The organism is Actinophytocola gossypii (genome assembly GCF_025165815.1).
Lineage (GTDB): Bacteria > Actinomycetota > Actinomycetes > Mycobacteriales > Pseudonocardiaceae > Actinophytocola > Actinophytocola gossypii.
Genome location: NZ_JAFFZE010000014.1, coordinates 277,749 through 303,257, shown reverse-complemented (window position 1 = coordinate 303,257; position 25,509 = coordinate 277,749). Strand labels below are relative to the sequence as shown.

28 protein-coding genes are annotated in these 25,509 nt (G+C 72.9%); 26 read left to right on the top strand and 2 right to left on the bottom strand.

Annotation, left to right across the window (positions count from 1 at the left end):
* The first annotated feature begins 25 nt into the window (after positions 1-25).
* The 13 genes from JT362_RS17935 to JT362_RS17875 all read left to right on the top strand — a co-directional run bounded on the left by JT362_RS17935 (position 26) and on the right by JT362_RS17875 (position 13,390).
* Entirely contained in the window at positions 26-796 is a 771-nt protein-coding gene (locus JT362_RS17935; RefSeq protein ID WP_260192404.1) for a GNAT family N-acetyltransferase, read from the top strand.
* Positions 793-1,686, top strand: a complete 894-nt coding sequence (locus JT362_RS17930) for a lysophospholipid acyltransferase family protein (RefSeq protein ID WP_260192403.1) — start codon at positions 793-795, stop codon at positions 1,684-1,686. Before JT362_RS17935 ends, JT362_RS17930 begins: the two co-directional genes overlap by 4 nt.
* Before the next feature lie 42 nt (positions 1,687-1,728).
* A complete protein-coding gene (locus JT362_RS17925) occupies positions 1,729-3,084 on the top strand; it encodes an MFS transporter (protein WP_260192401.1) in 1,356 nt (451 codons plus the stop codon).
* Positions 3,085-3,121: 37 nt separating this feature from the next.
* Positions 3,122-4,339: a cysteine desulfurase family protein gene (locus tag JT362_RS17920; protein WP_260192399.1), complete on the top strand. Its 1,218-nt coding sequence runs from the start codon at positions 3,122-3,124 to the stop codon at positions 4,337-4,339.
* A 3-nt stretch (positions 4,340-4,342) separates the two neighbouring features.
* On the top strand, positions 4,343-5,431 hold the full coding sequence (mnmA, locus tag JT362_RS17915; protein ID WP_260192398.1) for a tRNA 2-thiouridine(34) synthase MnmA: 1,089 nt from the start codon (positions 4,343-4,345) through the stop codon (positions 5,429-5,431).
* A 168-nt stretch (positions 5,432-5,599) separates the two neighbouring features.
* The gene (locus JT362_RS17910) at positions 5,600-6,208 is read left to right on the top strand and encodes a DUF4178 domain-containing protein (protein WP_260192397.1); all 609 of its coding nucleotides are present in this window, start codon (positions 5,600-5,602) and stop codon (positions 6,206-6,208) included.
* Positions 6,205-6,696 (top strand): DUF2617 family protein, encoded by a 492-nt coding sequence (locus tag JT362_RS17905; RefSeq protein ID WP_260192395.1) that lies wholly within the window; start codon positions 6,205-6,207, stop codon positions 6,694-6,696. Before JT362_RS17910 ends, JT362_RS17905 begins: the two co-directional genes overlap by 4 nt.
* Positions 6,693-7,112: a DUF4247 domain-containing protein gene (locus tag JT362_RS17900; RefSeq protein ID WP_260192393.1), complete on the top strand. Its 420-nt coding sequence runs from the start codon at positions 6,693-6,695 to the stop codon at positions 7,110-7,112. Before JT362_RS17905 ends, JT362_RS17900 begins: the two co-directional genes overlap by 4 nt.
* On the top strand, positions 7,109-7,915 hold the full coding sequence (locus tag JT362_RS17895; protein WP_260192392.1) for a hypothetical protein: 807 nt from the start codon (positions 7,109-7,111) through the stop codon (positions 7,913-7,915). The genes JT362_RS17900 and JT362_RS17895 overlap by 4 nt, the downstream gene beginning before the upstream one ends.
* A 14-nt stretch (positions 7,916-7,929) precedes the next feature.
* Positions 7,930-8,355, top strand: coding sequence for a DUF350 domain-containing protein (locus tag JT362_RS17890; RefSeq protein WP_260192391.1), 426 nt, complete (start codon positions 7,930-7,932; stop codon positions 8,353-8,355).
* 8 nt (positions 8,356-8,363) lie between these two features.
* Positions 8,364-9,953, top strand: a complete 1,590-nt coding sequence (locus JT362_RS17885) for a polyamine aminopropyltransferase (RefSeq protein ID WP_260192389.1) — start codon at positions 8,364-8,366, stop codon at positions 9,951-9,953.
* Positions 9,954-10,259: 306 nt separating this feature from the next.
* Positions 10,260-11,162, top strand: a complete 903-nt coding sequence (locus tag JT362_RS17880; protein ID WP_260192387.1) for an AraC family transcriptional regulator — start codon at positions 10,260-10,262, stop codon at positions 11,160-11,162.
* Between the two features lie 53 nt (positions 11,163-11,215).
* Positions 11,216-13,390: a M28 family peptidase gene (locus JT362_RS17875; protein ID WP_260192385.1), complete on the top strand. Its 2,175-nt coding sequence runs from the start codon at positions 11,216-11,218 to the stop codon at positions 13,388-13,390.
* A gap of 10 nt (positions 13,391-13,400) precedes the next feature.
* Here the strand turns inward: JT362_RS17875 and JT362_RS17870 are convergent, their stop codons facing one another.
* Positions 13,401-14,306 carry a serine/threonine dehydratase gene (locus JT362_RS17870; RefSeq protein WP_260192383.1) on the bottom strand — a complete coding sequence of 302 codons (906 nt, stop codon included), beginning with the start codon at positions 14,304-14,306 and terminating at the stop codon, positions 13,401-13,403.
* 256 nt (positions 14,307-14,562) lie between these two features.
* Here JT362_RS17870 and JT362_RS17865 point away from each other — a divergent pair, with 256 nt between their 5' ends.
* The 4 genes from JT362_RS17865 to JT362_RS17855 all read left to right on the top strand — a co-directional run bounded on the left by JT362_RS17865 (position 14,563) and on the right by JT362_RS17855 (position 17,093).
* Positions 14,563-15,144, top strand: coding sequence for an alpha/beta fold hydrolase (locus tag JT362_RS17865; RefSeq protein WP_311202726.1), 582 nt, complete (start codon positions 14,563-14,565; stop codon positions 15,142-15,144).
* A 51-nt stretch (positions 15,145-15,195) separates the two neighbouring features.
* A complete protein-coding gene (locus JT362_RS35425; protein WP_311202725.1) occupies positions 15,196-15,429 on the top strand; it encodes a hypothetical protein in 234 nt (77 codons plus the stop codon).
* A gap of 44 nt (positions 15,430-15,473) precedes the next feature.
* The gene (locus JT362_RS17860) at positions 15,474-16,622 is read left to right on the top strand and encodes a hypothetical protein (protein WP_260192382.1); all 1,149 of its coding nucleotides are present in this window, start codon (positions 15,474-15,476) and stop codon (positions 16,620-16,622) included.
* A gap of 69 nt (positions 16,623-16,691) precedes the next feature.
* Positions 16,692-17,093: a hypothetical protein gene (locus JT362_RS17855; protein WP_260192381.1), complete on the top strand. Its 402-nt coding sequence runs from the start codon at positions 16,692-16,694 to the stop codon at positions 17,091-17,093.
* Here JT362_RS17855 and JT362_RS17850 read toward each other — a convergent pair.
* The gene (locus tag JT362_RS17850) at positions 17,084-18,043 is read right to left on the bottom strand and encodes a chitinase (protein ID WP_260192380.1); all 960 of its coding nucleotides are present in this window, start codon (positions 18,041-18,043) and stop codon (positions 17,084-17,086) included. The two genes, JT362_RS17855 and JT362_RS17850, sit on opposite strands and share 10 nt — an antisense overlap.
* Positions 18,044-18,151: 108 nt before the next feature.
* Here JT362_RS17850 and JT362_RS17845 point away from each other — a divergent pair, with 108 nt between their 5' ends.
* The 9 genes from JT362_RS17845 to vapC all read left to right on the top strand — a co-directional run bounded on the left by JT362_RS17845 (position 18,152) and on the right by vapC (position 25,502).
* The gene (locus tag JT362_RS17845) at positions 18,152-19,198 is read left to right on the top strand and encodes a uroporphyrinogen decarboxylase/cobalamine-independent methonine synthase family protein (protein WP_260192378.1); all 1,047 of its coding nucleotides are present in this window, start codon (positions 18,152-18,154) and stop codon (positions 19,196-19,198) included.
* Positions 19,199-19,208: 10 nt separating this feature from the next.
* Entirely contained in the window at positions 19,209-20,282 is a 1,074-nt protein-coding gene (locus JT362_RS17840) for a WD40/YVTN/BNR-like repeat-containing protein (protein ID WP_260192376.1), read from the top strand.
* A gap of 2 nt (positions 20,283-20,284) precedes the next feature.
* Positions 20,285-20,587, top strand: a complete 303-nt coding sequence (locus JT362_RS17835) for a MoaD/ThiS family protein (protein ID WP_260192375.1) — start codon at positions 20,285-20,287, stop codon at positions 20,585-20,587.
* A complete protein-coding gene (locus JT362_RS17830) occupies positions 20,584-21,258 on the top strand; it encodes a hypothetical protein (RefSeq protein WP_260192374.1) in 675 nt (224 codons plus the stop codon). The genes JT362_RS17835 and JT362_RS17830 overlap by 4 nt, the downstream gene beginning before the upstream one ends.
* A 9-nt stretch (positions 21,259-21,267) precedes the next feature.
* Positions 21,268-23,379, top strand: a complete 2,112-nt coding sequence (ligA, locus tag JT362_RS17825; RefSeq protein WP_260192373.1) for an NAD-dependent DNA ligase LigA — start codon at positions 21,268-21,270, stop codon at positions 23,377-23,379.
* Positions 23,372-23,863 (top strand): GNAT family N-acetyltransferase, encoded by a 492-nt coding sequence (locus JT362_RS17820; RefSeq protein WP_260192371.1) that lies wholly within the window; start codon positions 23,372-23,374, stop codon positions 23,861-23,863. The genes ligA and JT362_RS17820 overlap by 8 nt, the downstream gene beginning before the upstream one ends.
* Positions 23,864-24,078: 215 nt before the next feature.
* A complete protein-coding gene (locus tag JT362_RS17815) occupies positions 24,079-24,870 on the top strand; it encodes a methyltransferase domain-containing protein (protein WP_260192366.1) in 792 nt (263 codons plus the stop codon).
* Positions 24,871-24,885: 15 nt separating this feature from the next.
* Positions 24,886-25,095: a type II toxin-antitoxin system VapB family antitoxin gene (locus tag JT362_RS17810; protein WP_260192365.1), complete on the top strand. Its 210-nt coding sequence runs from the start codon at positions 24,886-24,888 to the stop codon at positions 25,093-25,095.
* The gene (vapC, locus tag JT362_RS17805; RefSeq protein ID WP_260192363.1) at positions 25,092-25,502 is read left to right on the top strand and encodes a type II toxin-antitoxin system VapC family toxin; all 411 of its coding nucleotides are present in this window, start codon (positions 25,092-25,094) and stop codon (positions 25,500-25,502) included. Before JT362_RS17810 ends, vapC begins: the two co-directional genes overlap by 4 nt.
* The last annotated feature ends 7 nt before the right edge of the window (positions 25,503-25,509 follow it).

The window sequence follows — 25,509 nt, the reverse complement described above, 5'->3', positions numbered from 1 at the left end:
CCGGGCGCCGCGTACACCTGAGGGCATGACGCAGGCCCAGTTGCTGGTCAGCACCACAGGTGATGGATCCACGCGGCCCCGGTACTCACTGCTGGTCGCTCGGGACGGTGAGGAGGTTCGCGCGGCGCAGAGACTCCGGTACCGCGTGTTCGCCGGGGAGATGGGCGCGAACCTGCACACGGACACGCCGGGCGCGGACGTCGACGCGTTCGACCGGTACTGCGACCACCTGGTGGTGCGCGAGGACCACACCGGCGAGATCGTCGGCTGCTACCGGATGCTGCCGCCCGAACGGGTGGCCGACGCCGGGATGCTCTACTCGGAGACCGAGTTCGACCTGCGGGGGATCGCCCCGCTGCGGGACGCCCTGGTGGAGACCGGGCGCTCCTGCGTGCACCCCGACCATCGCACGGGCGCCGTGGTCAGCCTGGTGTGGGCCGGCATCGCGCGCTACCTGCTGCTGTCCGGGCACCGCTGGCTCGCCGGCTGCGCCTCCATCCCGCTCGCCGACGGCGGTGCGCTCGCCGCCGGCGTGTGGGAGACCGTGCGGCACAAGCACCTCGCGCCGCCGGAGTACCGGGTGCGGCCACTGCGACCCTGGGACGCCGACGGGGTGACACCGCCCCGCCGCGTGGTGCTGCCGCCGCTGCTCAAGGGCTACCTCCGGCTCGGCGCCTGGGTGTGCGGGCCGCCCGCGCTGGACGCCGACTTCGGTGTCGCCGACCTGTTCGTCCTGTTGGGACTCGAGCACGTCGACCAGCGGTACCTCAGCTACTTCCTCGGCGAGCACGCATGACCACGCACGCCTGGTTCCCCGCCTCGCCGTGCGGACCGGGATGCCTTTCCGGGCGCGAGCCCTCGGTGTCCCGGTTCCTGTGCTGGCTGCGGCTGACCGCGCTCGTGCTCGTGGTGCTGCTGTCGCTGCTGCTGATCGTGTTCCTGCCGGTGCTCGGCCGGCGCGGGCGGGAGGGCGTGGCGCGCGCGGTGTTCCGCTCGGTGCTGCTGTCCGTCGGCGTCCGGCTGCGCCGCCTCGGCGGGGACGGGCTGGCCGCCCGCGGGCGCGGCGTCCTCGTGGTCAACAACCACACCTCCTGGCTGGACATCGTCGCGGTGAACGCGGTGCGGCCGATGCGCGCGCTGGCGAAGTCGGACATCGCGAGCTGGCCGGTGCTCGGCTGGCTGGTGTCGGCCGCCGGCTCGGTGTACGTGCACCGCGAGGGCCTGCGCTCCCTGCCGGCCACCGTCGCCGAACTCGCCGAGGTCCTGCGTGCCGGTTCGATGGTCAACGTGACCCCCGAGGGCACCACCTGGTGCGGGCTCACCCACGGCCGCTTCCGCCCGGCGGTGTTCCAGGCCGCCATCGACGGCGGCGTACCGGTACTCCCGGTCGCCCTGCGCTTCCGCCTCCGCGACGGCTCACCCACCACCGCCCCCGCCTTCGTCGGCGACGAGACCATCGTGGACTCCGTGCTCCGCGTCGCCCGCCTGCGCGGCCTGGTGCTCGAGGTGCACGTCCTCGACGAGCTAGCCCCCGGCCGCACCACCGACCGCCGCGAACTCGCCGCTCTCGCCGAGTCCGCCGTCGACACCGCCCTCCCCGCCCCCCGACCCCCCGCCCCTCACCCCGCGAGTCGTACGTTCCCGTCGCGCGAGTCGTACGTTCCCGTCGCGCGAGTCCCGCACTGACCGACTGGACCTCCACCGCGCTGGAGGTTGCACGATGCCCAGGTGACCATCACCAGCGCCGAGACCGAGCCGGCTTCCCTGTGGAGCGGCCGGTACCGGGCCACCACCATCGGCATGACGACGCTGGTGACGATCGCCGCGTTCGAGCACCTCGGGGTCTCCACCGCGATGCCCCGCATGGTCGCCGACCTCGACGGCGCCGCCCTGTACTCCTGGCCGTTCACCGCGTTCCTCGCCGCGAGCGTCATGGCCACCGTGCTCTCCGGGCGGGTCAGCGACCGGCTCGGACCGGTGCCGGCGCTGCTCACCGGGCCGGCGCTGTTCCTCGCCGGGCTGTTCACCGCGGGCCTCGCCGACGGGATGGCGGTGCTCCTCGTCGGGCGGGTGCTGCAGGGTCTCGGGCTCGGCACCCAGGTCGTCGGCATCTACGTGCTGGTGGCACTCGTGTTCCCGGTACGGCGCCGGCCCGCGGCCTTCGGGCTGCTGGCCGCCGCGTGGGTGGTGCCGTCGCTGGTCGGGCCGACCGCCGCCGGCCTGGTCACCGAGCACGTCGGCTGGCGCTGGGTGTTCCTCGGCATCACACCGTTCGCGCTGCTCGGCGTGCTGCTGCTCCTGCCCGCGATCCGGTCGCTGCCGCCGAACGGGGGTGACCGGGCGCCGGCACGCCGGGGTGTCGTGCCGGCCGCGGTCGCGACCGCCGCCGGGATCGCCGCGCTGACCTGGGCCGCCCAGCACGCCGTGTGGTGGCTCGCGCTGGCCGGGATCGCCGCCCTGGTGCCCGGGCTGCGGGTGCTGCTGCCGAGAGGGACGTTCGCCAACCGGCGCGGGCTGCCGGCGACGGTGCTCGCGCGCGGGGTGTTCGCCGGCGCGTTCTTCGCGGTCGAGGCGTACGTGCCGCTCACGCTCACCGCCGTGCACGGGTTCTCGCCGGCGGCGGCCGGGCTCCCGCTCACCGTCGGCGCCTGCGGCTGGGCGGCGGCCTCGCACTGGCAGGGCCGCTACCCGGACATCCCGAGGGAGCGGCTGATCCGGGTGGGCATGGCGAGCCTCGGCGTCGCGCTGGCCTGCACCGCGCTGATCGGCCCGGACTGGGGGCTCGGCTGGCTCAGCGTGCCGTGCTGGCTGCTGGCGGGGGCGTCGATGGGCCTGGCGTACCCGTCGATCAGCGTGCTCGGCCTCGAGTACGCCGGTGAGCGCGAGCGCGGGTTCGTGTCCTCGGCGCTGCAGGTCAGCGACATGACGATGGCGGCGACCATGGTCGGGCTCGGCGGCGTGATGCTCGCCACGTTCGCGTCGACCGCCGATCCGACGGCCGCCGTCGTGCCGCTGAACCTGCTGATGGCGGGCCTGGCGTTGGTCGGCGCCCTGACCGTCCGGCTCGGCCGGGCACGCTCGTGACCTTGATCCGCCGGCGGCGGTCTACGCTGGAGTGGCGATGACCTATCTCGACCACGCGGCCACCACACCGATGCTGCCCGAGGCAGCGGCGGCGATGACCGCGCTCCTCAGCGAAGCGGTGCCCGCCAGGGGCAACGCGTCCTCGCTGCACACCTCCGGCCGGCGCGCCAGGCGGCGGGTGGAGGAGGCACGCGAGGAGATCGCCTCGGCGCTGGGCGCCCGTCCGTCCGAGGTGGTCTTCACCGCGGGCGGCACGGAGAGCGACAACCTCGCGGTCAAGGGGATCTACCTGGCCAGACGGACCCCGCGGCGGCGCAGGCTGCTCGTCTCGGCCGTCGAGCACCACGCCGTGCTGGACGCCGCCGAGTCGCTGGTCGAGCACGAGGACGCCGAGCTGACGCTGCTGGAGGTCGACGCGTTCGGCCGGGTGCACGACGACACGCTCCGCGCGGCCATCGCCGGCGACCCGGACTCGGTGGCGCTGGTCAGCGTCGTGTGGGCCAACAACGAGGTCGGCACGGTCAACCCGGTGCGTGAGCTGGCCGCCACCTGTGCCGAGCACGGCATCCCGTTCCACACCGACGCGGTGCAGGCCGTCGGCGCGCTCGCGGTCGACTTCGGCGCGTCCGGGGCGAGCGCGCTGACCGTGTCCGGGCACAAGCTCGGCGGCCCGTTCGGCGTCGGCGTACTGCTGCTCGGCCGGGACGTGCCGTGCGTGCCGGTGCTGCACGGCGGCGGACAGGAGCGCGAGGTGCGGTCGGGCACGCTGGACGTCCCGGGCATCGTCGCCACCGCCGCCGCGGTGCGCACGGCCGTCGACACCCGCGAGGCCCAGGCGGAGATGCTGGCCGGGCTGCGCGACGAGCTGATCGCCGCCGTGCGGGCCGCCGTGCCGGACGCCGTCCTCAACGGCGACCCCGGCCAGTCCGACGTGGACGGCGGGCCGTCGCGGCTGCCCGGCAACGCGCACTTCACGTTCCCCGGCTGCGCGGGGGACAGCCTGCTGATGCTGCTCGACGCCAAGGGCATCGAGTGCTCCACCGGCTCGGCGTGCACGGCCGGGGTGGCGCAGCCGAGCCACGTGCTGCTCGCCACCGGGGTCGACCCCGACCTGGCCCGCGGCTCGCTGCGGTTCTCCCTCGGGCACACGTCCACCGGAGCCGACGTGCGCGCGCTGGCCGAGGCGATCGGTCCGGTGGTGGAACGGGCGCGCGCGGCCGGCCTGGTCGGTGCGCGCAAGCGGGTGGAGGTCTAGGCCGTGCGTGTGCTGGCGGCGATGAGCGGTGGGGTCGACTCGGCGGTGGCGGCCGCGCGGGCGGTGGCGGCCGGGCACGACGTGACCGGGGTGCACCTCGCGCTGTCGGCCAAGCCGGGGACGTTGCGTACCGGCTCCCGGGGGTGCTGCACGATCGAGGACGCCGGCGACGCCCGGCGGGTGGCGGACATGCTCGGGATCCCGTTCTACGTCTGGGACTTCGCCGAGCGGTTCACCGAGGACGTGGTCGAGGACTTCGTCGCCGAGTACGCCGCCGGGCGCACCCCCAACCCGTGCCTGACCTGCAACGAGCGGATCAAGTTCGCCGCGCTGCTGGACAAGGCGATCGCCCTCGGCTTCGACGCGGTCTGCACCGGCCACTACGCCCGGCTGTCGGTCGTCGACGGCCGCCCGGAACTGCGCCGCAGCGCCGACGACGGCAAGGACCAGTCGTACGTGCTCGCGACGCTGCGGCCGGACCAGCTGCGGCACGCCATGTTCCCGCTCGGCGACTCGGTGAAGGCCGACGTGCGCGCCGAGGCGGCCGACCGTGGGCTGCTGGTCGCCGAGAAGCCGGACAGCCACGACATCTGCTTCATCCCGGACGGGGACACCCGCGCGTTCCTCACCCGCCGCCTCGGCGAACGCCCCGGCGAACTGGTCGACGACGAGACCGGCGCGGTACTCGGCGCGCACGCCGGGGTGCACGGCTTCACCGTCGGCCAGCGGCACGGGCTCGGACTGCGGGTGCCCGCCCCGGACGGCCGCCCCCGCTACGTGCTCTCGCTCGAACCGGTGTCCGGCTCGGTGCGCGTCGGGGGCGCCGAACGCCTGGCGGTGCGCGAGATCGTGGCCACCCGCCCGACCTGGCCCACCGGCGACCAGCCGGCCGGCGAGGTCGAGTGCGTCGCCCAGGTCCGCGCGCACGGCGGCACCGCCCCGGCCACGGCCTCGGTCGTCGACGGCGAGCTGCGCGTACGCCTGACCGGCGAACTACGCGGCGTCGCCCCCGGCCAGGCCGTCGTCCTCTACCGCGAGGACCCGGCCGGCGACGTGGTCATCGGCAGCGGCCGCATCGCCATGACCCGGTAGTCGTTGGTCAGCCGACCGTGGTCGAACGGATCTCGGTGTGCGGTGGCAGTTCGGGTGCGGAAGGTTCGGATATCGAACTCACAACGGTCGGCGTCAATCGACCGACCGGGTGATCGGGGTGACGACTATGCTCGCCGGCAACGCCGTTGGATTGGGGAGGGACCGGCCGTGACCGAGCTCCTGCTTGTGCTCGTCCTGCTCGCGCTCGTCGGGGTCGGGGTGGTGCTGTGGATGCGCTCCCGCGCCAACCGCAAGCCCGTCGCGCCGGAACAGCCGAGCAAGCCCGTCGACCCGTTGGCCGACCACCAGGGCGTCACCGACGTCCGCACGGTCCGGGCCGGCGACATGATCGACTACGGCGACCAGCTGTACTTCGTGCGCGGGTCGTTGCGGATCACCGAGGGTGGGTACTCCTGGTCGGAGCACTTCCTCGACGACGCGCGGGGCGACCGGCTCTGGGTGTCCGTCGAGGAGGACCCCGACCTCGAGGTCTACTTCTGGCGCGAGACCGACCTCGCCACCGCTCCCGGCGGCAAGACCATGGAGGTCGGCGGCGTCACCTACACCCGCGACGAGGACGGCACCGCCAAGTACACCTCCGAGGGAACCACCACCGTCGCCGAGCGCGGGACCGTCGAGTACGTCGACTACGAGGGCCCGAACGGCAAGGCGCTGAGCTTCGAACGCTTCGACGGCGGCAAGTGGGAGGCCGGTCTCGGCGAGGAGGTCCCGCTGCCCGCCCTGCGCGTCTACCCGGCGGGCAGTGATCGCACGTGAGGGCACGCCTGTCCACCCGGTTCGCCGACTCCCGGGCCGCGGACCTCAGCCTCGCCTACGGCCTGCGTCCGTTACCCGCGCTCGGCACCCATCGGGTGAGCCTGCCCGGCATCGACCTCGAACTGCGGGTGCTCGGCGCCTCGCACCAGGTCGTGGTGGGCGACTGGTCGGAGACCGTGGCCTGCCTGCCCGACCGGACCGGCGCCCTGCCCGAGCGGGAGGAAGTCGTCGCCGGCGGGCTGCGCACCACGTTCGAGGCCCGCTGCCACCGGCTCGACCCCGACGCGCTGGCCGCCCGGGTCGCCGACATCGTCCGGGACTGCGAGGCCGACCCGCACGCGCTGGTCGGCGAGTTCCCCGGCTCACCGCTCGCGGTCACCGCCCTGCGTGCCTGGCCGACCGCGACCGGCGCCGCCTGGCGGACCTGGCACGCCTACCCACAGGCCGGTGAGCTGGTGGAGACGCTGAGTGAGGTGGCACCGGTATGAGGACCAGAACGAAGCTGTTCATCGCCGGCGGGCTCGGCGGCGTCGGGCTGATCGTGCTGCTGGTGGCACTGCTCGGCGGCAGCGGCATCCGTGGGCACCTGGCGGACAACTACCGGCGCGTCTCCGCCGACGGTGACTCGATCGTGTACACCTCGAACCAGAAGCCGACCAAGGTCTACGAGTCGATCCGCTCGGCGGTGTCGCCGGCCGACGTGCAGGTCGACCCGAAGGGCTACTTCCTGCGCTACTCCGACGACATCGTCGCGGTCACCGCGAGCGACGGCGGCTCCCGCATCTACATCGACGACGAGCGGCGCGGCTACGCGCACTGGTACCCGTTCGTGGTCGGGTTCTGGGGCACCGGCAGCGGATACGGCGAGGGGATCCGCGGCGGCGGCCCGGGGGCGGGCAAGTGAGGCGCGCGCTCGTCACCCTCGCCGCCGCGCTGCTGCTCGCCGCCGCGCCGGGCACCGCGTCCGCCCAGGTGATCTTCGAACCGTCCGACGCCGACGACCTGGCCCAGAAGCTCGAGGACGCCTACCAGGAGCAGGGCGTCTGCTACGGCTGGGACGTCGACGTGGACAACGTGGGCAGTCAGCAGGAGAGTGTCGGCTCGAACTTCGGCGCCGACACCGACGTCGACGACGGCACCGGGGACTGCGACGCCACCGTGGAGTTCCAGGCGTCGATCCGGTGGACCAGCGAGTCCTCCGAGATCGAGGACTCGGCCTCCTACCAGGTGGTCAGCTCGGGCAGCGGCCCGACGACCAGCGACCTGGACAGCCTGGAGATCATCAGCGCCGAGGGTATGGCCGGCGACAACGTGGGGCTCGAGGTCTACAAGGCGGTCTCCGCGCTGCCGCTGCTGGCCGCCGAGGCCGGCCTGGCCGACCCGATCGAGGCGAGCCCGGCGCCGCCGTCGGAGGCGCGGGCCGACAACGCCGAGCCGACCGACTCACCCACCTCGGACTTCCTCCGCCAGTCCGGCGGGGCCTTCCTGTTCGGCGCGGTGCTGCTGGTCGCCGGCGTGGTGTTCGCCATCTGGGCGTTCCGGACGCGCGGTCAGGGCAGCCGGCCGGTGCGGACCGCTCCGCCGCCGGAGTACGTGCCGCCGGAGTGGTACGACCCGAACACCGCCAGGGGCGATGTCCGACCCAGGCCGCCCGACCAGCCTGAACCGGGCACACCGAACCAGAACAAGACCAGGCCAGAGGAATAAGGAGCCACCCACCCATGCTGTCCGATGTCTTCTCCGAGGTCGGCATCGCCGCCACCTACGGGCTCGCCGGCCTGCTGCTGATGGCGGTCGGCTTCGTGCTGGTCGACGTGCTCACCCCGGGTAACCTGCGCGAGCAGATCTGGGTGCAGCGGCACCGCAACGCCGCCATCCTGCTGGCCAGCAACCTCATCGGCGTCGGCATCATCGTCGCCACGGCCATCGCGGCCAGCCACGGCGACTGGGCCCAGGGCATCCTGTCCACGCTGGCGTACGGCCTGCTCGGGCTCGTCCTCATGGGACTGTCCTTCGTGGTCATCGACGCGGTGACGCCGGGCAAGCTCGGTGCGCTGCTGATGGAGGAGCAGGCCCACCCGGCGGTCTACGTGAGCGGCGCGTCGCACCTGTCGGTCTCGGCGATCGTGGCCGTGGCCATCTTCTGAGCGAGGACATGACCGTCGTCGACAACCCGGTCGACACCGACGCTCCGGTACGCCAGAGCCGGCGGACCAGGCTGATGCGGGCCGGCCTGCTGTTCGCCACGTTCGCGTGCGCGGCGTGCGGCCTGGTCTACGAGCTGGCGCTGGTCGCGCAGGGCTCGTACCTGCTCGGCGACTCGATCACCCAGGCCTCGGTGGTGCTGGCCACCATGGTGTTCGCCATGGGCATCGGCTCGCTGGCCGCGAAACCGTTGCAGCGCAGGGCGTTGGCCAGCTTCGCGGTGATCGAGGCGGTGCTCGCGCTGGTCGGCGGGCTGTCGGTGCTCGGCCTGCACGCCGCGTTCACCTGGCTCGACCTGTACTGGCCGGCGCTGATCGCGATCTCGCTGATCGTCGGCGGGCTCATCGGTGCGGAGATCCCGCTGCTGATGACGCTGCTGCAGCGGATCCGCCGCCAGGACGCGGGTTCGGCCACCGCGGACCTGTTCGCCGCGGACTACGTCGGCGCGCTCGTCGGCGGACTGGCGTTCCCGTTCCTGCTGCTGCCGCTGCTCGGGCAGACCAGGGGAGCGCTGCTGGTCGGCATGGTCAACGCGGTCGCCGGTGCGTGCGTGGTGCTGTTCCTGTTCGCCAGAACGGTGACGCGGCGACGCCGGCTCGCGGTGGCCGCCGGGACGCTGGCCGTGCTGGCGGTGCTGGGAGTGGCCTTCGCCAGTAGCGACACGTTCCTGCGCTACTCCCGCGACGTGCTGTACCGGGACCCGGTGGTGTACCAGGAGACCACGTCGTACCAGGAGATCGTGGTCACCGAGTCGTCGCCGGTGGCCGGCGGAGCGCCCGACACCCGGCTCTTCCTCAACGGCGACCTGCAGTTCTCCTCGATCGACGAGTACCGCTACCACGAGGCGCTGGCGCACCCGGTGCTCGCCGGGAAGCGCGACCGGGTGCTCGTGCTCGGCGGTGGGGACGGCCTGGCGCTACGCGAGGTGCTGCGCTATCCCGACGTGCGGGAGGTCGTCGAGGTCGAGCTCGACCCGGCCGTGCTCCGGCTGGCGCGGCAGAACCCGACGCTGCGGGCGCTGAACGAGGACTCGCTCGCCGACCCGAGGGTGCGCGTGGTCGCCGACGACGCGTTCGCCTGGCTGCGCGACAACTCCGCGCGCTTCGACGCGGTGATCGTCGACATGCCGGATCCCGACTCGACGGCGACGGCGAAGCTGTACTCCCACGAGTTCTACCTACTCGCGCGGCGCGCGCTGGCACCGGGCGGCCGGATGGTGGTGCAGGCCGGGTCGCCGTACTTCGCGCCGAGGACGTTCGACTGCGTCCTGGCGTCGATGCGCGCGGCCGGCCTTGCCGTCACTCCGTACCACGTCAACGTGCCGACGTTCGGTGACTGGGGTTTCGTGCTGGCGCAGGAGGGCGAGGCGCCGACCCCGCGGCTGGACCCGCCGGAGCCGCTGCGCTTCCTCGACGCGGACGTCCTGGCGAGCGCCCAGGTGTTCCCGGCCGACCGCCGGCCGACCGGCGAGGGTGTTCCGTCCACATTGGACGACCCGAGGGTGCTGCGGCTGTCGACCGACGAGTGGCAGCAGTACTGAGCGGTCGGAATCTTCTCGGAAATATCCCGGAAGACATCGCTGTCAACGGATCGATCTTGATGTTCACTGAACAGGATAAGTGCAGGTGAACACCTCTTTCGGTCGTCTTTCGCGTGGTCGAATCTTGCGAGAACGGGACGATTGACGCGTCCCCGTCACCGCTCCATACTTCGTCCATATCGCCGTCGGCACGAATTCCCGCCCGTGCCGGCGGCGGTTCCGTCGAGGGGGCCAGGACCGCGCACCGGGGCGAAGAGATTTTCGCCGACCCCACGGAAGGTCGCCGCGGACTATGATCCGTTGTTCGTGACGGTTGTTCGATCGGCCGACCCCCTCGCCGAGGTGCTGGCGGGTCTGCGGCTGTCGACGACCTACTTCGTCCGCGCCGAGTTGAGTGCGCCCTGGGGGATCGAACTGCCCGAGTCCGGGCGGCTGTCGTTCCACTTCGTGGTGGCCGGGCGGTGCTGGCTCGGCGGTGCCGGTGAGGGCCGGTGGCTCACGCCCGGCGACCTCGCCGTGGTGCCGCACGGGGGTGCGCACCGCGTCGCGGACCAGCCGGACCGGGTGGCGGACGACGTCAACACGTTGCCGCGCGTCGAACTCGGGCGGCGTTCGTCGCTGCTGCGGCACGGCGGCGGTGGTACCCCGGTGCTGCTGCTGTGCGGGCGGGCGGTGCTCGACCAGGCGGACGAGCCGCTGGCCGGACAACTGCCCGCGCTGCTGGTCCTCCCCGGGGCGTCCGGCGGCGGGCTCGCGGCCACCCTGGCCCACGAGGTGGCCAGCTCGGCACCAGGCGCGGAGACCGTGATCGCGCGGCTGGTCGACGTGCTGGTGGTGTACGCGCTGCGGGCGTGGCTGCGGTCCGCGCCGCGCAGCGGGTACCTCGGCGCCCTGCGGGACCCGCACCTCGGACCGGTGCTGGCGCGGATGCACCGGGATCCCGGGTACGCCTGGTCGGTGGCCACGCTCGCGACGGCCGCGCGGCTGTCCCGGTCGGTGTTCGCGGAGCGGTTCACCGCCACCGTGGGGCGGACCCCGATGGCGTACCTGACCGACATCCGAATGCGCCTGGCCACCACGCTGCTGACCGACGGGCTCGCCCCCGCGAAGGTCGCCGCCCGCACCGGGTACGACTCGGTCGCCGCGTTCTCCCGCGCCTACAAGCGCACCACCGGCAACTCCCCGGCCGTGATCCGCCGTGGCGACTGACCTTTACACGTCCTACGGCCGGTCTTGACATTCCGCCCGTAGCGTCCGGGATCATGCGTATTCCCATCATCCGACCGTTGCTGGCGGCCGCCGTGGCACTGACCCTGGTGCCGGCCGCGGCGCCGAGCGTCGCCGCTCCCGCGTCCGCCGACGTGCCGACCGTGACCTACCAGGACGTCCTGCCGCACCTGGAGCGTTTCCAGCGGATCGCCGACGACAACGGCGGCAACCGCGCGCACGGCACCACCGGCTTCCGGCAGTCCATGGACTACGTGCGGGCGGAGCTGGACGCGGCGGGCTTCCGCACCCGGGTGGAGACCTTCCGGCACGACGGCCGGACCGGGCACAACCTGATCGCGGACTGGCCGGGCGGCGACGAGGGGAACGTGCTCCTGCTCGGCGCGCACCTGGACAGCGTGCCGGAGGGCCCCGGCATGAACGACAACGCGTCCGGCGCCGCCGCCCTGCTCACGACTGCGCTGACCGTCGCGGAACAGGACCTCCGGACCGGCGACCACCTGCGCTTCGCCTGGTGGGGCGCGGAGGAGCTCGGGCTGGTCGGCTCCAGGTATCACGTGGCCCAGCGGTCCGAGGCCGAGCTGGCGGCGATCGACACCTACCTCAACTTCGACATGACCGGTACGAAGGACCCGAGCCTCTACCTCCTCACCGACAGCGGCGCCGAGGCCACCGACGTGTTCGAGACGTACCTGAACGACCACGGCACGGACACGATCAGGGTCGACGGCGGCACCAGCTCCGACCACGCGTCCTTCGCCGAGCAGGGGATCCCGGTCGCCGGTTTCACCAGCGGGCTGGGCGAGTGCTACCACCAGGCCTGCGACACGCTGTCCAATGTGGACCCGGCCACCGAGGCGCTGAGTACGAACGCCCTGATCGACGCGGTGTGGGAGCTGGCCAGGACCGACGACCTGTCCGGCATCGGCGACCCGTACTACCCGAAGGACGGCAACGCCGGGTACGACGTCGGGCACTACGACGTCCGGCTCGACTACGACCCCGCGGTCCCGGACCGGCTCACCGGCGACACCACGGTCACCGCGACCGCGACCCAGGACCTGGACCGGTTCCACCTGGACTTCGAGGGCTACACCATCGCGGGGGCGACGGTGAATGGGGATCCGGCGGAGCACCGCCGGGAGGGCGAGCACGAACTGGTGCTCACGCCGAGCGAGACGATCCGATCGGGCAAGAAGTTCACCGTTCGGGTGAAGTACACCGGCGAGCCGACCGGCGACGCGTGGCACCCCATCGACGGCGGCGGGTTCGCCGTGTACGGCGGGCTGAACTCGGCCACCACCTGGTACCCGGCCAACGACCACCCCAGCGACAAGGCCACGTTCTCGCTGACCGCGACGGTGCCGGACGGCTGGCAGGTCATGGGCAACGGCGTCCCGGGCCGGACGACCAGGGCCGACGGCCGCAGCACCTTCCGCTGGCACAAGGACAAGCCGATGGCCACGTACCTGTCCACGGTGGCGGTCGACAAATTCACCGTCCGCCGCGACACGCTGGACAGCGGGCTCCCGGTGATCTACGCCTACGGCACCGGCACGACCATCCTGCCGGAGTCCGAGGCGCTCCTCGAGCCGATGATCGAGCACTTCAGCGACCTGTTCGGCCCGTACCCGTTCGGCAACACCGGCGCGATCGTGGTCAATGCGCGGGGCGGGCATCCCGCGTTCGAGACGCAGAGCAGGCCCACCTACTCGGGCGGGATGGTCGAGCCCGCCATGGCGCACGAGCTGAGCCACATGTGGTTCGGCAACGCGGTGTCCATCAGCGACTGGCGCAACGCCTGCATCAAGGAGTGCATCGCCCAGTACGCCAACCAGCTGTGGGAGGAGTACAAGGGCGCGGACCTGGACAGCGGCTTCTACGCGCACGAGATCGAGGCCAACCGCGACAACCCCGAGTTCTGGGACACCCGCCTGTACGACCCGGGCAAGGGCAAGGAACTGGACAGTGCCCTGTACTCCAAGGGCTCGCTGATGATCCACGCCCTGCGCAAGGCCATGGGCGACGACTCGTTCTTCACCCTGCTGAAGCGCTGGGTGCGGGACCACCGGCACGGCAACGCGAGCTGGCCCGAGTTCGAGCGGTTGGCCCAGGACGTGTCGGGCAAGGACCTGAGCGCGTTCTTCGACGCCTGGGCGCACTCGACCACGGTGCCGGCCGAGGAGTACCTGTTCCCGGCCGGGCGCTGACCAGGCGTGGCTAGGCGGGTGTCCAGTCGGTGTTCGCGCCGCACAGGATGAGGCAGGGCAGATCGCCCGGGACGTGACCGGCGAGCCAGGCGGCGAACGGGACCGCGCCGGCCGGCTCAACGGCCAGGCGGAACTCCTCCCACAGGCGGTCCCGCGCGGCGAGGATCTCCGCGTCGGTGACCAGCACCGAGCTGGCACCGTCGCGGAGGATCGCGAAGGGGAGCTCGCCGACCCTGGTCGCGCCGAGCGCGGACGCGGCCACGGAGTCCACTGTGGAGTCCACCGGCGCCCCGGCCCCGACCGCCGCGTGGAACGCCGCGCAGCCGACGGGCTCCGCGGCGACGACCGGGCGGCCGCCGGCGCCGAGCACGGTCCCGGCGGCCAGCCCGCCACCGCCGACCGCGGCCACCAGGACGTCCACATCGGACTCCGCACGTACCGTCTCGGCGGCACAGGTGCCCTGGCCGGCGATCACCAGCGGGTCCTCGTAGGCGGGCACGTACCGGCGACCGGCCGCGGCCGCGTCGGTCTTCGCCGCGCCGGCGGCCTCGGCGTAGGTGGCGCCGTGGCGGATCAGCTTCGCGCCGGTCGCCTCGATCCGCCTGGCCTTCGCGGCCGGCACGGACTCCGGGACGTAGACGGTCGCCGGCAGGTCGAGCAGCCCGGCCGCGGTGGCCACGGCGAGCCCGTGGTTGCCGCCCGACGCGGTGACCACGCGTTCCGCTCGCGGGCCGGCGAGGAGCGCGTTGAGGGCGCCGCGCAGCTTGAACGAGCCGGTGAGCTGGAGCTGCTCGAGCTTGAACACCACCGGGCGCCCGTCGACGGTCGCGCGCAGTACCGGGGTCCGGCGGGCGTGCGGCGCGATCCGTTCGGCGGCGCTGTCGACATCGGCGGGGGTGGGCAGTGCTGGTGTCACGCCGCCGACCCTACGCCCGCCGCTCGGCCCCGCGCCGGAACCACCGCTGGCGGAAACACGTTCGCGGCACCCGCTCGCGTCGGTTAGGGTGACGATCATGTACGTGTTCGTCCGTCTCCGGGATGCCTGAGTAGTACTCGCCCGGCCTCCGGCCGGTGTCCGCGTTGGGCACCCGCCGTCGACAGGCCTCGGTTCCCGGCATTCCCTTTCCGCGGCGGTGACGTCCGCCGCGGCCGATCCCATAGGACGACACGTCATGTCTTCGAACACCTCGGCACGCCCGACCTTCGTACTGGTGCACGGCTCCGGCTCGAGCTCGTTCATGTGGGCCCCGATCCAGCGTGAGCTCGCGCTGCTGGGCCACCGCAGCTACGCCGTCGACCTGCCCGGGCACGGGTTGGACGCGCAGTACCCGGTCGCCTACCAGGCTCCGCAGGATCTCGACGCCTGGGCGGCGGAGCCGTCGACGCTGGCCGGGGTCACCCTGCGGGACAACGCCGACGTGGTCGTCGACGTCGTCCGTCGCGTCGCCGAGCACGGGCCGGTGGTGCTGGTGGGCGCGAGCCTCGGTGGAACGGCCATCAGCGTGGCCGGCAACCTGGTGCCGGACCTGGTGGACCGGCTCGTGTACATCTCCGCATGGTCCTGTGTGGAGCGGGCCAACCCGATCGAGTACTTCGGCGAGCCGGAGTTCGCCGACAACCTGTTGGGCACGGTGTCCGCGCTCAGCGTGGGCGACCCGGCGACCCTCGGCGTCGGCCGGGCCAACTACCGGACGGCCGACCCCGAACTGCTCGCCGCGCTGAAGGCGGCCGTCGCCGCCGACCTCACCGACTAGCGGTTCCTGGCCTTCCTCAACATCCTGCAACCCGACGAGTCGCTGGCGGTGATGACCGGGGACGCGCGGGTCGAGGCGGACACCTGGGGCACGATCCCCCGCGGCTACGTCCGCCTCACCGAGGACCGCTCACTCCCGATCGCCATGCAGGACCGGTTGATCGCCGAGGCGGACGCGCTGACCCCGGACAACCCGTACGACGTGCACACCATGGACACCTCGCACATCGGCTTCGTGTTCCGGGCGGCGGAGGTGGCCGCGATCCTCGACGACCTGCCCGGCTAGGACGCCGATGGCGTCGTGGCATCCTCTGGTCAGGGAGGTGGCGGGTGCTGTCGGTGGTGGCGTTCGGGGTCGCCTGGTGGCTGGGGCTGTACCTGCTCGCCCGCGATCCCACCAAGCCGATCCTGCGCCGCGCCGGCGCCGGGCTGCTGAGCTACGGCCTCGCCCTGGCCCTCGACGTGCTCCGCCCGCACGGCACCGTGCTGTCGATCGCGCACGTCGTCCTGCTGGGGCTCCCGGCCGTCCTGTGGGCCGGTGTCCTGCTCGGACTTCGGGCCCGCGAGACCCGCACCCGGCGCGGCGACGTGCTGGTCGGGGCGCTGCTCGTCGGGCTCGCCGGCGGGCTGGTCCTGCTCGGCACGGTGGGGGAGCCGAGGGTGGTGCTGCTCGCCGCCATCGGGGTCGACCTGGTGGCGCTCGGGGTGTGCGTCGCGGTCTTCGACAGCTTCGACGAGGGCGAGACGCTGCGCCGCGACATGCTCGGCTCGCTGCTGCTCGCCGGCACGACCGCGGTGCTGTTCGGCGGGCAGGTCGGGCTCGCGATCCTGCTCGCCGGTGACCGGACCGGGCTCACCCTGCTGCTCTACGGCGTGGTCGCGGCCGCCATCGCCGTCCAGGTGCTGGCCCGGCCCATCCAGCGCGCCGCCGACCGGCTCGCCCTGCCGGAACCCCTGCGGGCACGGCGCACGGAGCTGCGCGAGGCCGCCGACGCCCTGCCGCGCCGCGACGAGACGATCGCCCTCGCCGGACTCACCGAGGCCGAGTTCGTCCGGCTCACCCGCCTCGCGCTGCGCCACTACGGCGACCTCGGCAAGCTCGTGGCCAGCCCGCTGACCGCGCTGCCGGCGATCGACGCCCGGCTGGCCGCCCGCGGCGCGCCCGACGCCCCGCTGGAGCGGGCCACCGAGCTCAAGGCACTGCTGCTGGACACGATCGTCCGGCTCAAGCCCCGCGACGGCGAGTTCGGCACGAGCGAGGAGTGGCGGCACTACAACGCGCTCTACTTCTACTACGTCGCGGGCGTCCGCCCGTACAGCGTGCGCACCAAGCTCACCGAGATCGACCCGACCGCCCGGCGCGCGCTGTCCTGGTTCGCCGACCACGTGCCGGAGCGCACCCTGCACAACTGGCAGGCCGCCGCGGCGAGGCTCGTCGCCGAGGACCTGCGTGCCGGTCTGCCCGCCGACCTGCGGTGACGCGCGGCTGGCAGCACTTGGCAGCGGATTGCGTGGTGCTGGCAGTGCCCGCCGCCGCACGGTCGGACCATGACGATCACAACGAACACCGTGCCGAGAACCACCCAGCTCCTCCGCCTCGCCCTGACCTTCGACGGGGTCGCCACCGGTCTCTCCGGGGTCGCGCTCCTCGCCCTCGGCGCCGTGCTCGACGGCCCGCTCGGCGTGCCGGCGCCCGCCCTGTTCGGTGCCGGCGCGTTCTTCCTCGGCTGGGGCGCGTTCGTGCTGTTCCTCGGCACTCGACCGGTGGTCGACCGCCGCGGGGCGGTGACCGTGGTCGTGGTCAACCTGCTCGCCGCGCTGGACAGCGTGCTGCTGGTGGCCACCGGCCTCCTCGACCTGACCACCCTCGGCAGCGCGGTCGTCCTCGCACTCGCCGTCGCGATGGCGGCGCTGGCCGCGCTCCAGATCCAGGGGCTGCGTCAGAACTGAGCGAAGATCGAGGTGAACTCGAACGGACCCTGGGCGATGCCCGAGCAGGTGGGGGACACCCCACCGCCCGGGCACGACCCGTTGTCCCGGCCGGCGGACCAGAAGCCGAGCATGCCGATCTGGTTCGCCCGTGCCCAGTCGACCAGCTGCCGGGCGTGCCCGAGCTCGAACACCTTGCCGTTGTAGTTCTGGCCGATCATCGGGGTCACGCCGAGCCGGGCGCGCAGCTCGGCGTCCGAGAGCCCTGGCCAGATCTCACCCATCTGCCGCAGGGTGCTCTCCGCGGCCGCGATCACCGCGTCGCCCCAGTTCGGGCGGCTGCTGCCGAACTCCATCGTCATCGGGTTCACCAGCACGTCGACGCCGTGCGCGGCGGCCGACTGGAGGACCTGCACCGAGTACGGGTCCATGCCGTAGTCGTCGCCGAGCACCCGCATCGTGTAGCTGACCGAGGTGCCGCGCTCGTCCTGGAGCCGCTTGAGCGCGGTGTTCACCATGTCCTGCGGGATCGTGGCCTCGACGTCGACGTCGAGGTGGTTGGTGCCGACGGTGTCCAGGATCTCCCGGTAGGCGTCGGCGAGGGCGTCCGCGCTGCCGCACGTGTACTCCAGGTACGGCCCGGCCGCTCCGCCGGTGGCGACCACCACCTCGCCGCCCTGGGCCTGCAGGGCACGGATGTCGCCGATGATCCGCGGGTCGTCGAGCGGGATCGTGCCGCCCCACGACGGGTTGCAGCCGGTCGAGTCGGCGAGCACGAACGCCAGGGTGAACGTCCTGTGCCCGGTGGCGTTCGCGACGTCCACCAGGGACGGCGACGGCATCGTGATGTCGATGTAGGGCGCCGACCCGAGCGCGGCGGCCCGGGGCTCGGCTGTGGACGGCGCGGCCACCACGGCGGTCGCGGCGGCCGCGACGAGAACGGTGGACGCGACCTTGCGCGCGCTGAGCATCGTTGATCACCCTCGCGAGGTACGTCAGGTGCAGGGAACTTCACGGTAAGTGGTTCAGACCACAGGGTCAACAGGTCTAGACCTTTGCCGGTACGCGAGACTGTCCGGGTGTCAACCCAACCCTGGCCACCCGGCACGGCGACCGCCGTCGGCTCGATGCCGGGCACCGACCCGGTCGAGGCGGCCGCCGTCGTCCTTGGCGAGCTGCCCGACCTGCCGCACCTGCCGGAGCTACCCGCCCGCGGTACCGGCGCCGACCTGGTCGGCCGCGCCGCAGGCCTGCTCGTCGACCTCGCCGTCGAACTGGTGCCGTCGGCCTACCGGGTGACCGCCCGGCCCGGCGTCGACCACCGCCGCGCCGCCGACCACCTGCGCCGCGACCTCGACGCCCTCGACCTCGCGCTCGACCGCGCCGGCCGCCCGTCCGTGGTGAAGGTGCAGGTGGCCGGGCCGTGGACGCTCACCTCCGAGATCGAGCTGCCGCGCGGGCACCGGGTCCTCACCGACCCCGGCGCGCTCCGCGACCTCACCGAGTCGCTGGCCGAGGGCCTGACCAGGCACGTCGACGAGGTCCGCGCGCGTACCGGCGCCGACGTGGTCGTCCAGCTCGACGAGCCGTCGCTGCCCGCCGTGCTCGCCGGCGCGCTGCCCACCCCGTCGAAGCTCGGCACGGTCGCCGCGGTGCCGGAGCCCGACGCCCGCGAGACCCTCGCCGTCGTCGTCGACGCCGCCAGGAAGGCCACCGGGCGCCCGGTCGTCGTGCACTGCTGCGCGCCCCGTCCGCCGGTGGCGCTGCTCCGCGCGGCCGGCGCGGAGGCCGTGGCCCTCGACGCGACCCTGCTGGAGGGCATGCCCGCCGCGTTCACCGACCAGCTCGGCGAGGCGGTCGACGCCGGCTGCGTGCTGTTCCTCGGCCTGGTCCCCAGCACCGAACCGGACACCCCGCCCACGCTGCGTACCCTCGCCCGCCCGGCGCTGGACCTGTTCGACCTGCTCGGCTTCGCCCGCGAGCGGCTCGCCACCCAGGCCGTGCCCACCCCGGCCTGCGGGCTAGCCGGCGCCACCCAGGCGTGGGCCCGCCGCGCGCTCGGCCTCGCCCGCGACCTCGGCAAGGGCTTCGTCGAGCCCCCCGAATCCTGGGCGAAAACGGAGTAATGTCCCGCGGGTGACCGTCGTCCTCGCCATCGGCACCCGCAAGGGCCTCTGGCTCGCCACCAGCACCGACGGCCGCGCGACCTGGGAGCTGACCGGTCCGCGGCACCCCATGACCGACGTCTACGCCGTCGGGTTCGACACCCGGCGCGACACTCCCCGCCTGCTCGCCGGCGTCACCAGCGAGCACTGGGGCCCGAGCGTGGCCGTCAGCGACGACCTCGGCGCGACCTGGCACGAACCCGACCACGCGCCGGTCGCGTTCCCCGCCGACACCGGAGCCGCGCTGCGCCGGGTGTGGCAGTTCGCCTTCGGCCCGCCCGACGTCGTGTACGCCGGCAGCGAGCCGTCCGCGCTGTGGCGCTCGGCCGACGGCGGCGAGACCTACGAGCTGGTGCGGGGCCTGTGGGACCACCCGCACCGCGAGAAGTGGGGCGAAGGCTTCGGCGGCCAGGCGATTCACTCGATCGTGCCGCACCCCACCGACCCCGACCGGGTGACCGTCGCGATGTCCACCGGCGGCGTGTACGTCACCGCCGACGGCGGCGCGAGCTGGGAGCCGCGCAACCAGGGCATCGCGGCCTGGTTCGAACCGGATCCGTACCCGGAGTTCGGGCAGTGCGTGCACAAGATCGCCCAGCACCCGTCCCATCCGGACCGGTTCTTCGCGCAGAACCACGGCGGCGTGTACCGCAGCGACGACGCCGGCAGGACCTGGGCGTCCATCGCCGACGGGCTGCCGGCCGACTTCGGCTTCCCGATGGTCGTGCACCCGCACCGCCCCGACGTCGTCTACACCGTGCCGCTGGTGGCCGACGCGATGCGCTTCCCGCCGGAGGGCCGCTGCCGGGTGTACCGCAGCGAGGACGCTGGCGGCTCGTGGACCGGTCTGGGCACCGGCCTGCCGGACTCGTGCTGGACCGGCGTGCTGCGCGACGCGATGTGCGTCGACTCGGCCGACCCGGCGGGCGTCTACTTCGGCACCCGGTCCGGCACCGTCTACGCGAGCCGGGACGAGGGCGAGCACTGGCAGCCGGTCGCCGAGCACCTGCCGGACGTGTTGTGCGTGCGCGCGGCGGTGGTGTAGCCGTGGCGGTGACCGTGCGGCTGCCCAGCGCGCTGCGCCGGCAGGCCGGCGACCGTCCCGCGGTGGACGTGGAGCTGCCCTCGCGGGCCACGCTCGGCGACCTGCTCGACGTGCTGGCCGCCGCCCACCCCGGCCTGGAGCGGCGGCTGCGCGACGAGCGGGGCGGCCTGCGCCGGTACGTCAACTTCTTCGTCGACGGCGAGGAGTGCCGCCGCCTGGCCGGCGCCGACACCCCGCTCGACGGCGCCCGCGAGGTCCAGATCATCCCGTCCGTGGCCGGTGGTTCGGGCACCATGGGGGCATGAAGTGGTTCCGCAGGCGACCGGCCCAGCCCGTGCCCGACCGTCCCGACCCGCGCGTGCTGGCGGAACGGTTCTGGTGCGGCTGGCAGGAGATGCTGCCGGAGGTCGCCGCGGCGCTCGGTGACCGGGAGCCCAACCGGGTGGAGAACCAGCTCTGCCAGCTCGTCGCGGACCTGCACCCGGACCTGCACTTCTCCCTCGAACGCGGACAGCGGGCGATCTACGCGCTGGTCGTCACCGGCCAGGAGGACCCCCGGCTGCGCGCCTACACCGACGCCTGGCGCGCGGCCGCCCCGCCCGAGGACGCCATCTGGGAGTACCACGACGCCGTCCCGCCGGTGCCCGACCCGACGCTGGTCACGGTCAACCTCGGCGCGCACCGGATCCGGCTCGCCGACGTGCGGGTGGTGGCCCAGGTCGACCGGTCGGAGGGCGTCGTCGACGTCGCCGTGCACCACCCGACGATGACCGACCTCGACCAGGCCGCCCGCTCGGCGATGACGTACCTGCCGCTGGACGCGGCGCTGGGGGAGCGGCTCGCGGCCGAACGGCTGCGCCGGGTGGAGACCGCGGAGAGCGAACCACGCGACACGATCGGGTTGCTCGAACTCCGTGATCTGGTGCACGAGCTGGCGGGCGTCGAGCCGCCGGGAAATGTCCCACCGGCCGACTAGTCTGACCGCGTGACCAGTGTTAACGAGCAGGAGGGCCTGGAGGACGTCCCGGCCGACGTCCGGGAGCGGCACGGGGCCCTGGCCGAGGAGATCAACGGCCACCGCTTCCGCTACTACGTGCTCGACTCGCCGACGATCTCCGACGGCGAGTTCGACGCGCTGTGGCACGAGCTGCTGGCCATCGAGGAGCGCCACCCCGGGCTGGTCACCCCCGACTCGCCGAGCCAGCAGGTCGGCGGCACCTTCTCCACCGAGTTCGCCGCCGTCGACCACCTGGAGCGGATGCTCAGCCTGGACAACACCTTCGACGCCGACGAGCTCGGTGCCTGGGTGGACCGGGTGGAGAAGGAGCTCGGCGAGACGTCGTACCTCTGCGAGCTGAAGATCGACGGCCTGGCCGTCAACCTGCTCTACGAGAACGGCCGGCTCGTCCGCGCCCTGACCCGGGGCGACGGCCGCACCGGCGAGGACGTCACGCTCAACGTCCGCACCCTCGACGACGTGCCCCAGCAGCTCACCGGCACCGACGAGTTCCCGGTGCCCGCGCTGGTCGAGGTGCGCGGCGAGGTGTACTTCCGGCTCGAGGACTTCGAGGAGCTGAACGCGAAGCTCGTCGAGGCCGGCAAACCCGCGTTCGCCAACCCGCGCAACACCGCGGCCGGGTCGCTGCGGCAGAAGGACCCCAAGGTCACCGCGAGCCGCCGGCTGCGGATGGTCTGCCACGGCCTCGGCCGGCGCGAGGGCTTCGAGCCGGCCCGCCAGTCCGAGGCGTACCGGGCGCTCGCCGCCTGGGGCCTGCCGGTGTCCGCGCACACGAAGGTGATCTCCGCCCGCGCGGACCTGTTCGCGCACATCGACTACTGGGGCGCGCACCGCCACGACGTCGACCACGAGATCGACGGCATCGTGGTCAAGGTCGACGACGTGTCGGCCCAGCGCCGCCTCGGCTCCACCTCGCGCGCCCCGCGCTGGGCGATCGCCTACAAGTACGCGCCGGAGGAGGCCACCACCACGCTCCTGGACATCCAGGTGAACGTCGGCCGCACCGGCCGGGTGACGCCGTTCGCGGTGATGGAGCCGGTGAAGGTCGCCGGGTCGACGGTGTCGCTGGCGACCCTGCACAACGCGAGCGAGGTCAGGCGCAAGGGCGTGCTGGTCGGCGACCGGGTGGTCATCCGCAAGGCGGGCGACGTGATCCCCGAGGTGCTCGGCCCGGTGGCCGACGTGCGCACCGGCGAGGAGCGCGAGTGGACGATGCCGGTGGTCTGCCCGTCCTGCGGCACCCCGCTGGCCTACGAGAAGGAGGGCGACGCCGACATCCGTTGCCCGAACGCGCGCGGCTGCCCCGGCCAGCGCGCCGAGCGGCTGAGCTACGTCGCCGGCCGGTCCGCGCTGGACATCGAGGTCCTCGGCGACGAGGCGGCGGTGGCGCTGATCGACTCGGGCGTCGTCGGCGACGAGGGCGACCTGTTCGACCTCGACGAGGAGAAGCTCACCTCGGTGGAGCTGTTCCGCACCAAGGCCGGCGCGCTGTCGGCGAACGGCGCGAAGCTGCTGGCGAACCTGGAGACGGTCAAGGGTCGTCCACTGTGGAAGGTCCTGGTGGCGCTGTCGATCCGGCACGTCGGGCCGACCGCGGCCCGGGCGCTGGCCCTCGAGTTCGGCTCGATCCCGCGGATCATGGCGGCCTCGGAGGAGGAGCTGGCGGCGGCCGAGGGCGTCGGCCCGACGATCGTGGCCGCGGTGCGCGAGTGGTTCGCGACCCCGTGGCGGCGGGAGATCGTCGAGAAGTGGGATCGCGCCGGGGTGCGGATGGTCGAGGAGCGGGACGCGTCGATCCCGCGCAACCTCGAGGGCCTGTCGATCGTGGTCACGGGCTCGCTGGCGACGTTCTCCCGCGACGAGGCGAAGGAGGCGATCCTGGCCCGCGGCGGCAAGGCGGTGGGCTCGGTGTCGAAGAAGACGGCGTTCGTCGTGGTGGGCGACGCGCCGGGGTCCAAGTACGACAAGGCGGTGCAGTTGAAGGTGCCGGTACTCGACGAGGAGGGTTTCCGGGTGCTGCTCGACTCGGGCCCTGACGCGGCCACCGAGGTCGCGGAGGTGGGTTCGGACGATGAGTGAGGTCACCATCCGCGCGGCTCGCCCGGCGGAGTTACCCGAGGTCGGCCGCCTGACGGCGGAGGCGTACCGGGCCAGCGGCTACGAGGTCAGCGCCGACTACGCCGGCAAGCTGGCCGACGCCGGTCCCCGCGCCAGCGAGGCCGAGCTCTTGGTGGCCACGGACCCCGAAGGCCACGTCCTCGGCACGGTCACCCTCGCCCCGCCCGGCTCGCCCTGGGCCCAGGTGGCGACGGCGGACGAGCTGGAGTTCCGGATGCTCGCGGTGTCGCCCGCCGCCCGTGGCCGGGGCGTCGGCGAGGCGCTGACCAGAGCGGCGATCGACCGGGCGGCGGAGCTGGGGCTGAGCGGCGTGGCCCTGAGCAGCGGCCGGGAGATGGCCGCCGCGCACCGCCTGTACGAGCGCCTCGGCTTCCGTCGCACCCCCGACCGCGACTGGGCGCCACTGCCGCACGTCAACCTGGTCACCTACCGCCTGGCACTCTGAGCGCCTCACCCCACCCGCTCGTAGAGCACGATGCCCAGCACCGCGTCCTTCGGCGGGTCCCGCTCGATGGTCACCGTGATGGTGTGTGGCTCACCCGCTCATGCCCACCTCTACCCGTTGGACCCGGCAGGTGGCTGCCGACCGCGTGGTGGACCAGTTGTCAGAGCCCGATGTGGTCCTGTTCGCCGGTCCACTTCGCGGCCAGGATCAGGCGTATGGACACCGCGATCCGCTATGTGCACGGCTACTCGACCACCGAGGCCACCCGCCTCGGCGACCAGGCCGACACCCTCGCCGAGCTGCTGCACGGCGACACCGCCTACCCGCCGGGCGCCCGGGTGCTCGAGGTCGGTTGCGGCGTCGGCGCGCAGACCGCGCACCTGGTCGCCTCGAGCCCCGAGGCGCACCTCACCGCCGTCGACATCTCGGCCGACTCGCTGGCCGCGGCCCGTGCCCGGATCGGCGACCGGGTGACCTGGCGGCAGGCCGACCTGTTCACGCTCCCGTTCGCCGACGACGAGTTCGACCACCTCTTCGTCTGCTTCGTGCTCGAGCACCTGCCCGACCCGACCGCCGCGCTGCGGTCGCTGCGCCGCGTGCTGCGCCCCGGCGGCACCCTCACCGTGATCGAGGGCGACCACGGCTCGGCCTACTACCACCCGGCGAGCCCGCACGCCCAGCGCACGATCGACTGCCTGGTCCGCCTGCAACCCGGCGACGCCCTCATCGGCCGCCGCCTGCACCCGCTGCTGACCGCCGCCGACTACCGCGACGTCACGGTCACCCCGCGGGTCGTCTACGCCGACGACTCCCGCCCCGGGGTCGTGGACGGCTTCACCCGCAACACCTTCGTCGCGATGGTGGAGGGCGTCCGCGCGGAAGCGCTCGCCGCCGGCCTGCTCACCGAAGCCGAGTGGGAACGCGGCATCGCCGACCTGCGCCGCACCGCCGACCCCGGCGGCACCTTCAACTACACCTTCTTCAAGGCGACGGCCGTGAACCCGTAGGTGTATCGTATACACATGGCTCGCACAAACATCGAGATCGATGACGAGCTGGTCGCTGAGGCGATGCGCAAGTACAACCTCAAGACCAAGAAGGAAGCCGTCGACCTGGCGCTGCGGCGTCTGGTCGGTCCACGTCTGACCAAAGAGGACCTCGATGCCGTGCAAGGCATCGGGTGGGAGGGCGATCTCGACCAGATGCGACGCGACGAGGTCCTCGGCTGGTGAACCTCTACCTGGTCGACACCTCGGTCTGGATCGAATGGTTTCGCAAGACCGAGTCCGGCGCGGCGCGTGCGATGCGGAAGCTGCGAGAGGACCCCGCGCAGGTCGCTGTGACCCAACCGGTGGCCTTCGAGGTGCGTGCGGGGACGAAACGGGTTCATCTACACGCGGTCGACCGCGTCCTGGACGGGGCCGTACAACTCAGCGTCGCACCCGAAACCGACTTCGACGTCGCGACCCGGCTGTACCTCGCGGCACGCGAGCGAGGTACGCCAGTGCGTTCGCTGACGGACTGTCTCATCGCTGCTGTGGCGGTCCGAACGAACGCCGTGTTGGTGCACCGGGACCGGGATTTCGACGTACTGGACGGAATCGCGCGTGATCTGCGGACGTGGTCCACGCTCGGGTGACCGGTTC

Excerpts from the sequence above, each read along its gene's own strand:
- JT362_RS17935 (WP_260192404.1), top strand. The coding sequence starts at position 26 with ATGACGCAGGCCCAGTTGCTGGTCAGCACCACAGGTGATGGATCCACG.
- JT362_RS17930 (WP_260192403.1), top strand. The coding sequence starts at position 793 with ATGACCACGCACGCCTGGTTCCCCGCCTCGCCGTGCGGACCGGGATGC.
- JT362_RS17920 (WP_260192399.1), top strand. The coding sequence starts at position 3,122 with ATGACCTATCTCGACCACGCGGCCACCACACCGATGCTGCCCGAGGCA.
- JT362_RS17900 (WP_260192393.1), top strand. The coding sequence starts at position 6,693 with ATGAGGACCAGAACGAAGCTGTTCATCGCCGGCGGGCTCGGCGGCGTC.
- JT362_RS17890 (WP_260192391.1), top strand. The coding sequence starts at position 7,930 with ATGCTGTCCGATGTCTTCTCCGAGGTCGGCATCGCCGCCACCTACGGG.
- JT362_RS17885 (WP_260192389.1), top strand. The coding sequence starts at position 8,364 with ATGACCGTCGTCGACAACCCGGTCGACACCGACGCTCCGGTACGCCAG.
- JT362_RS17875 (WP_260192385.1), top strand. The coding sequence starts at position 11,216 with ATGCGTATTCCCATCATCCGACCGTTGCTGGCGGCCGCCGTGGCACTG.
- JT362_RS17865 (WP_311202726.1), top strand. The coding sequence starts at position 14,563 with ATGTCTTCGAACACCTCGGCACGCCCGACCTTCGTACTGGTGCACGGC.
- JT362_RS35425 (WP_311202725.1), top strand. The coding sequence starts at position 15,196 with ATGACCGGGGACGCGCGGGTCGAGGCGGACACCTGGGGCACGATCCCC.
- JT362_RS17855 (WP_260192381.1), top strand. The coding sequence starts at position 16,692 with ATGACGATCACAACGAACACCGTGCCGAGAACCACCCAGCTCCTCCGC.
- JT362_RS17850 (WP_260192380.1), bottom strand. The coding sequence starts at position 18,043 with ATGCTCAGCGCGCGCAAGGTCGCGTCCACCGTTCTCGTCGCGGCCGCC.
- JT362_RS17830 (WP_260192374.1), top strand. The coding sequence starts at position 20,584 with ATGAAGTGGTTCCGCAGGCGACCGGCCCAGCCCGTGCCCGACCGTCCC.
- JT362_RS17820 (WP_260192371.1), top strand. The coding sequence starts at position 23,372 with ATGAGTGAGGTCACCATCCGCGCGGCTCGCCCGGCGGAGTTACCCGAG.
- JT362_RS17815 (WP_260192366.1), top strand. The coding sequence starts at position 24,079 with ATGGACACCGCGATCCGCTATGTGCACGGCTACTCGACCACCGAGGCC.
- JT362_RS17810 (WP_260192365.1), top strand. The coding sequence starts at position 24,886 with ATGGCTCGCACAAACATCGAGATCGATGACGAGCTGGTCGCTGAGGCG.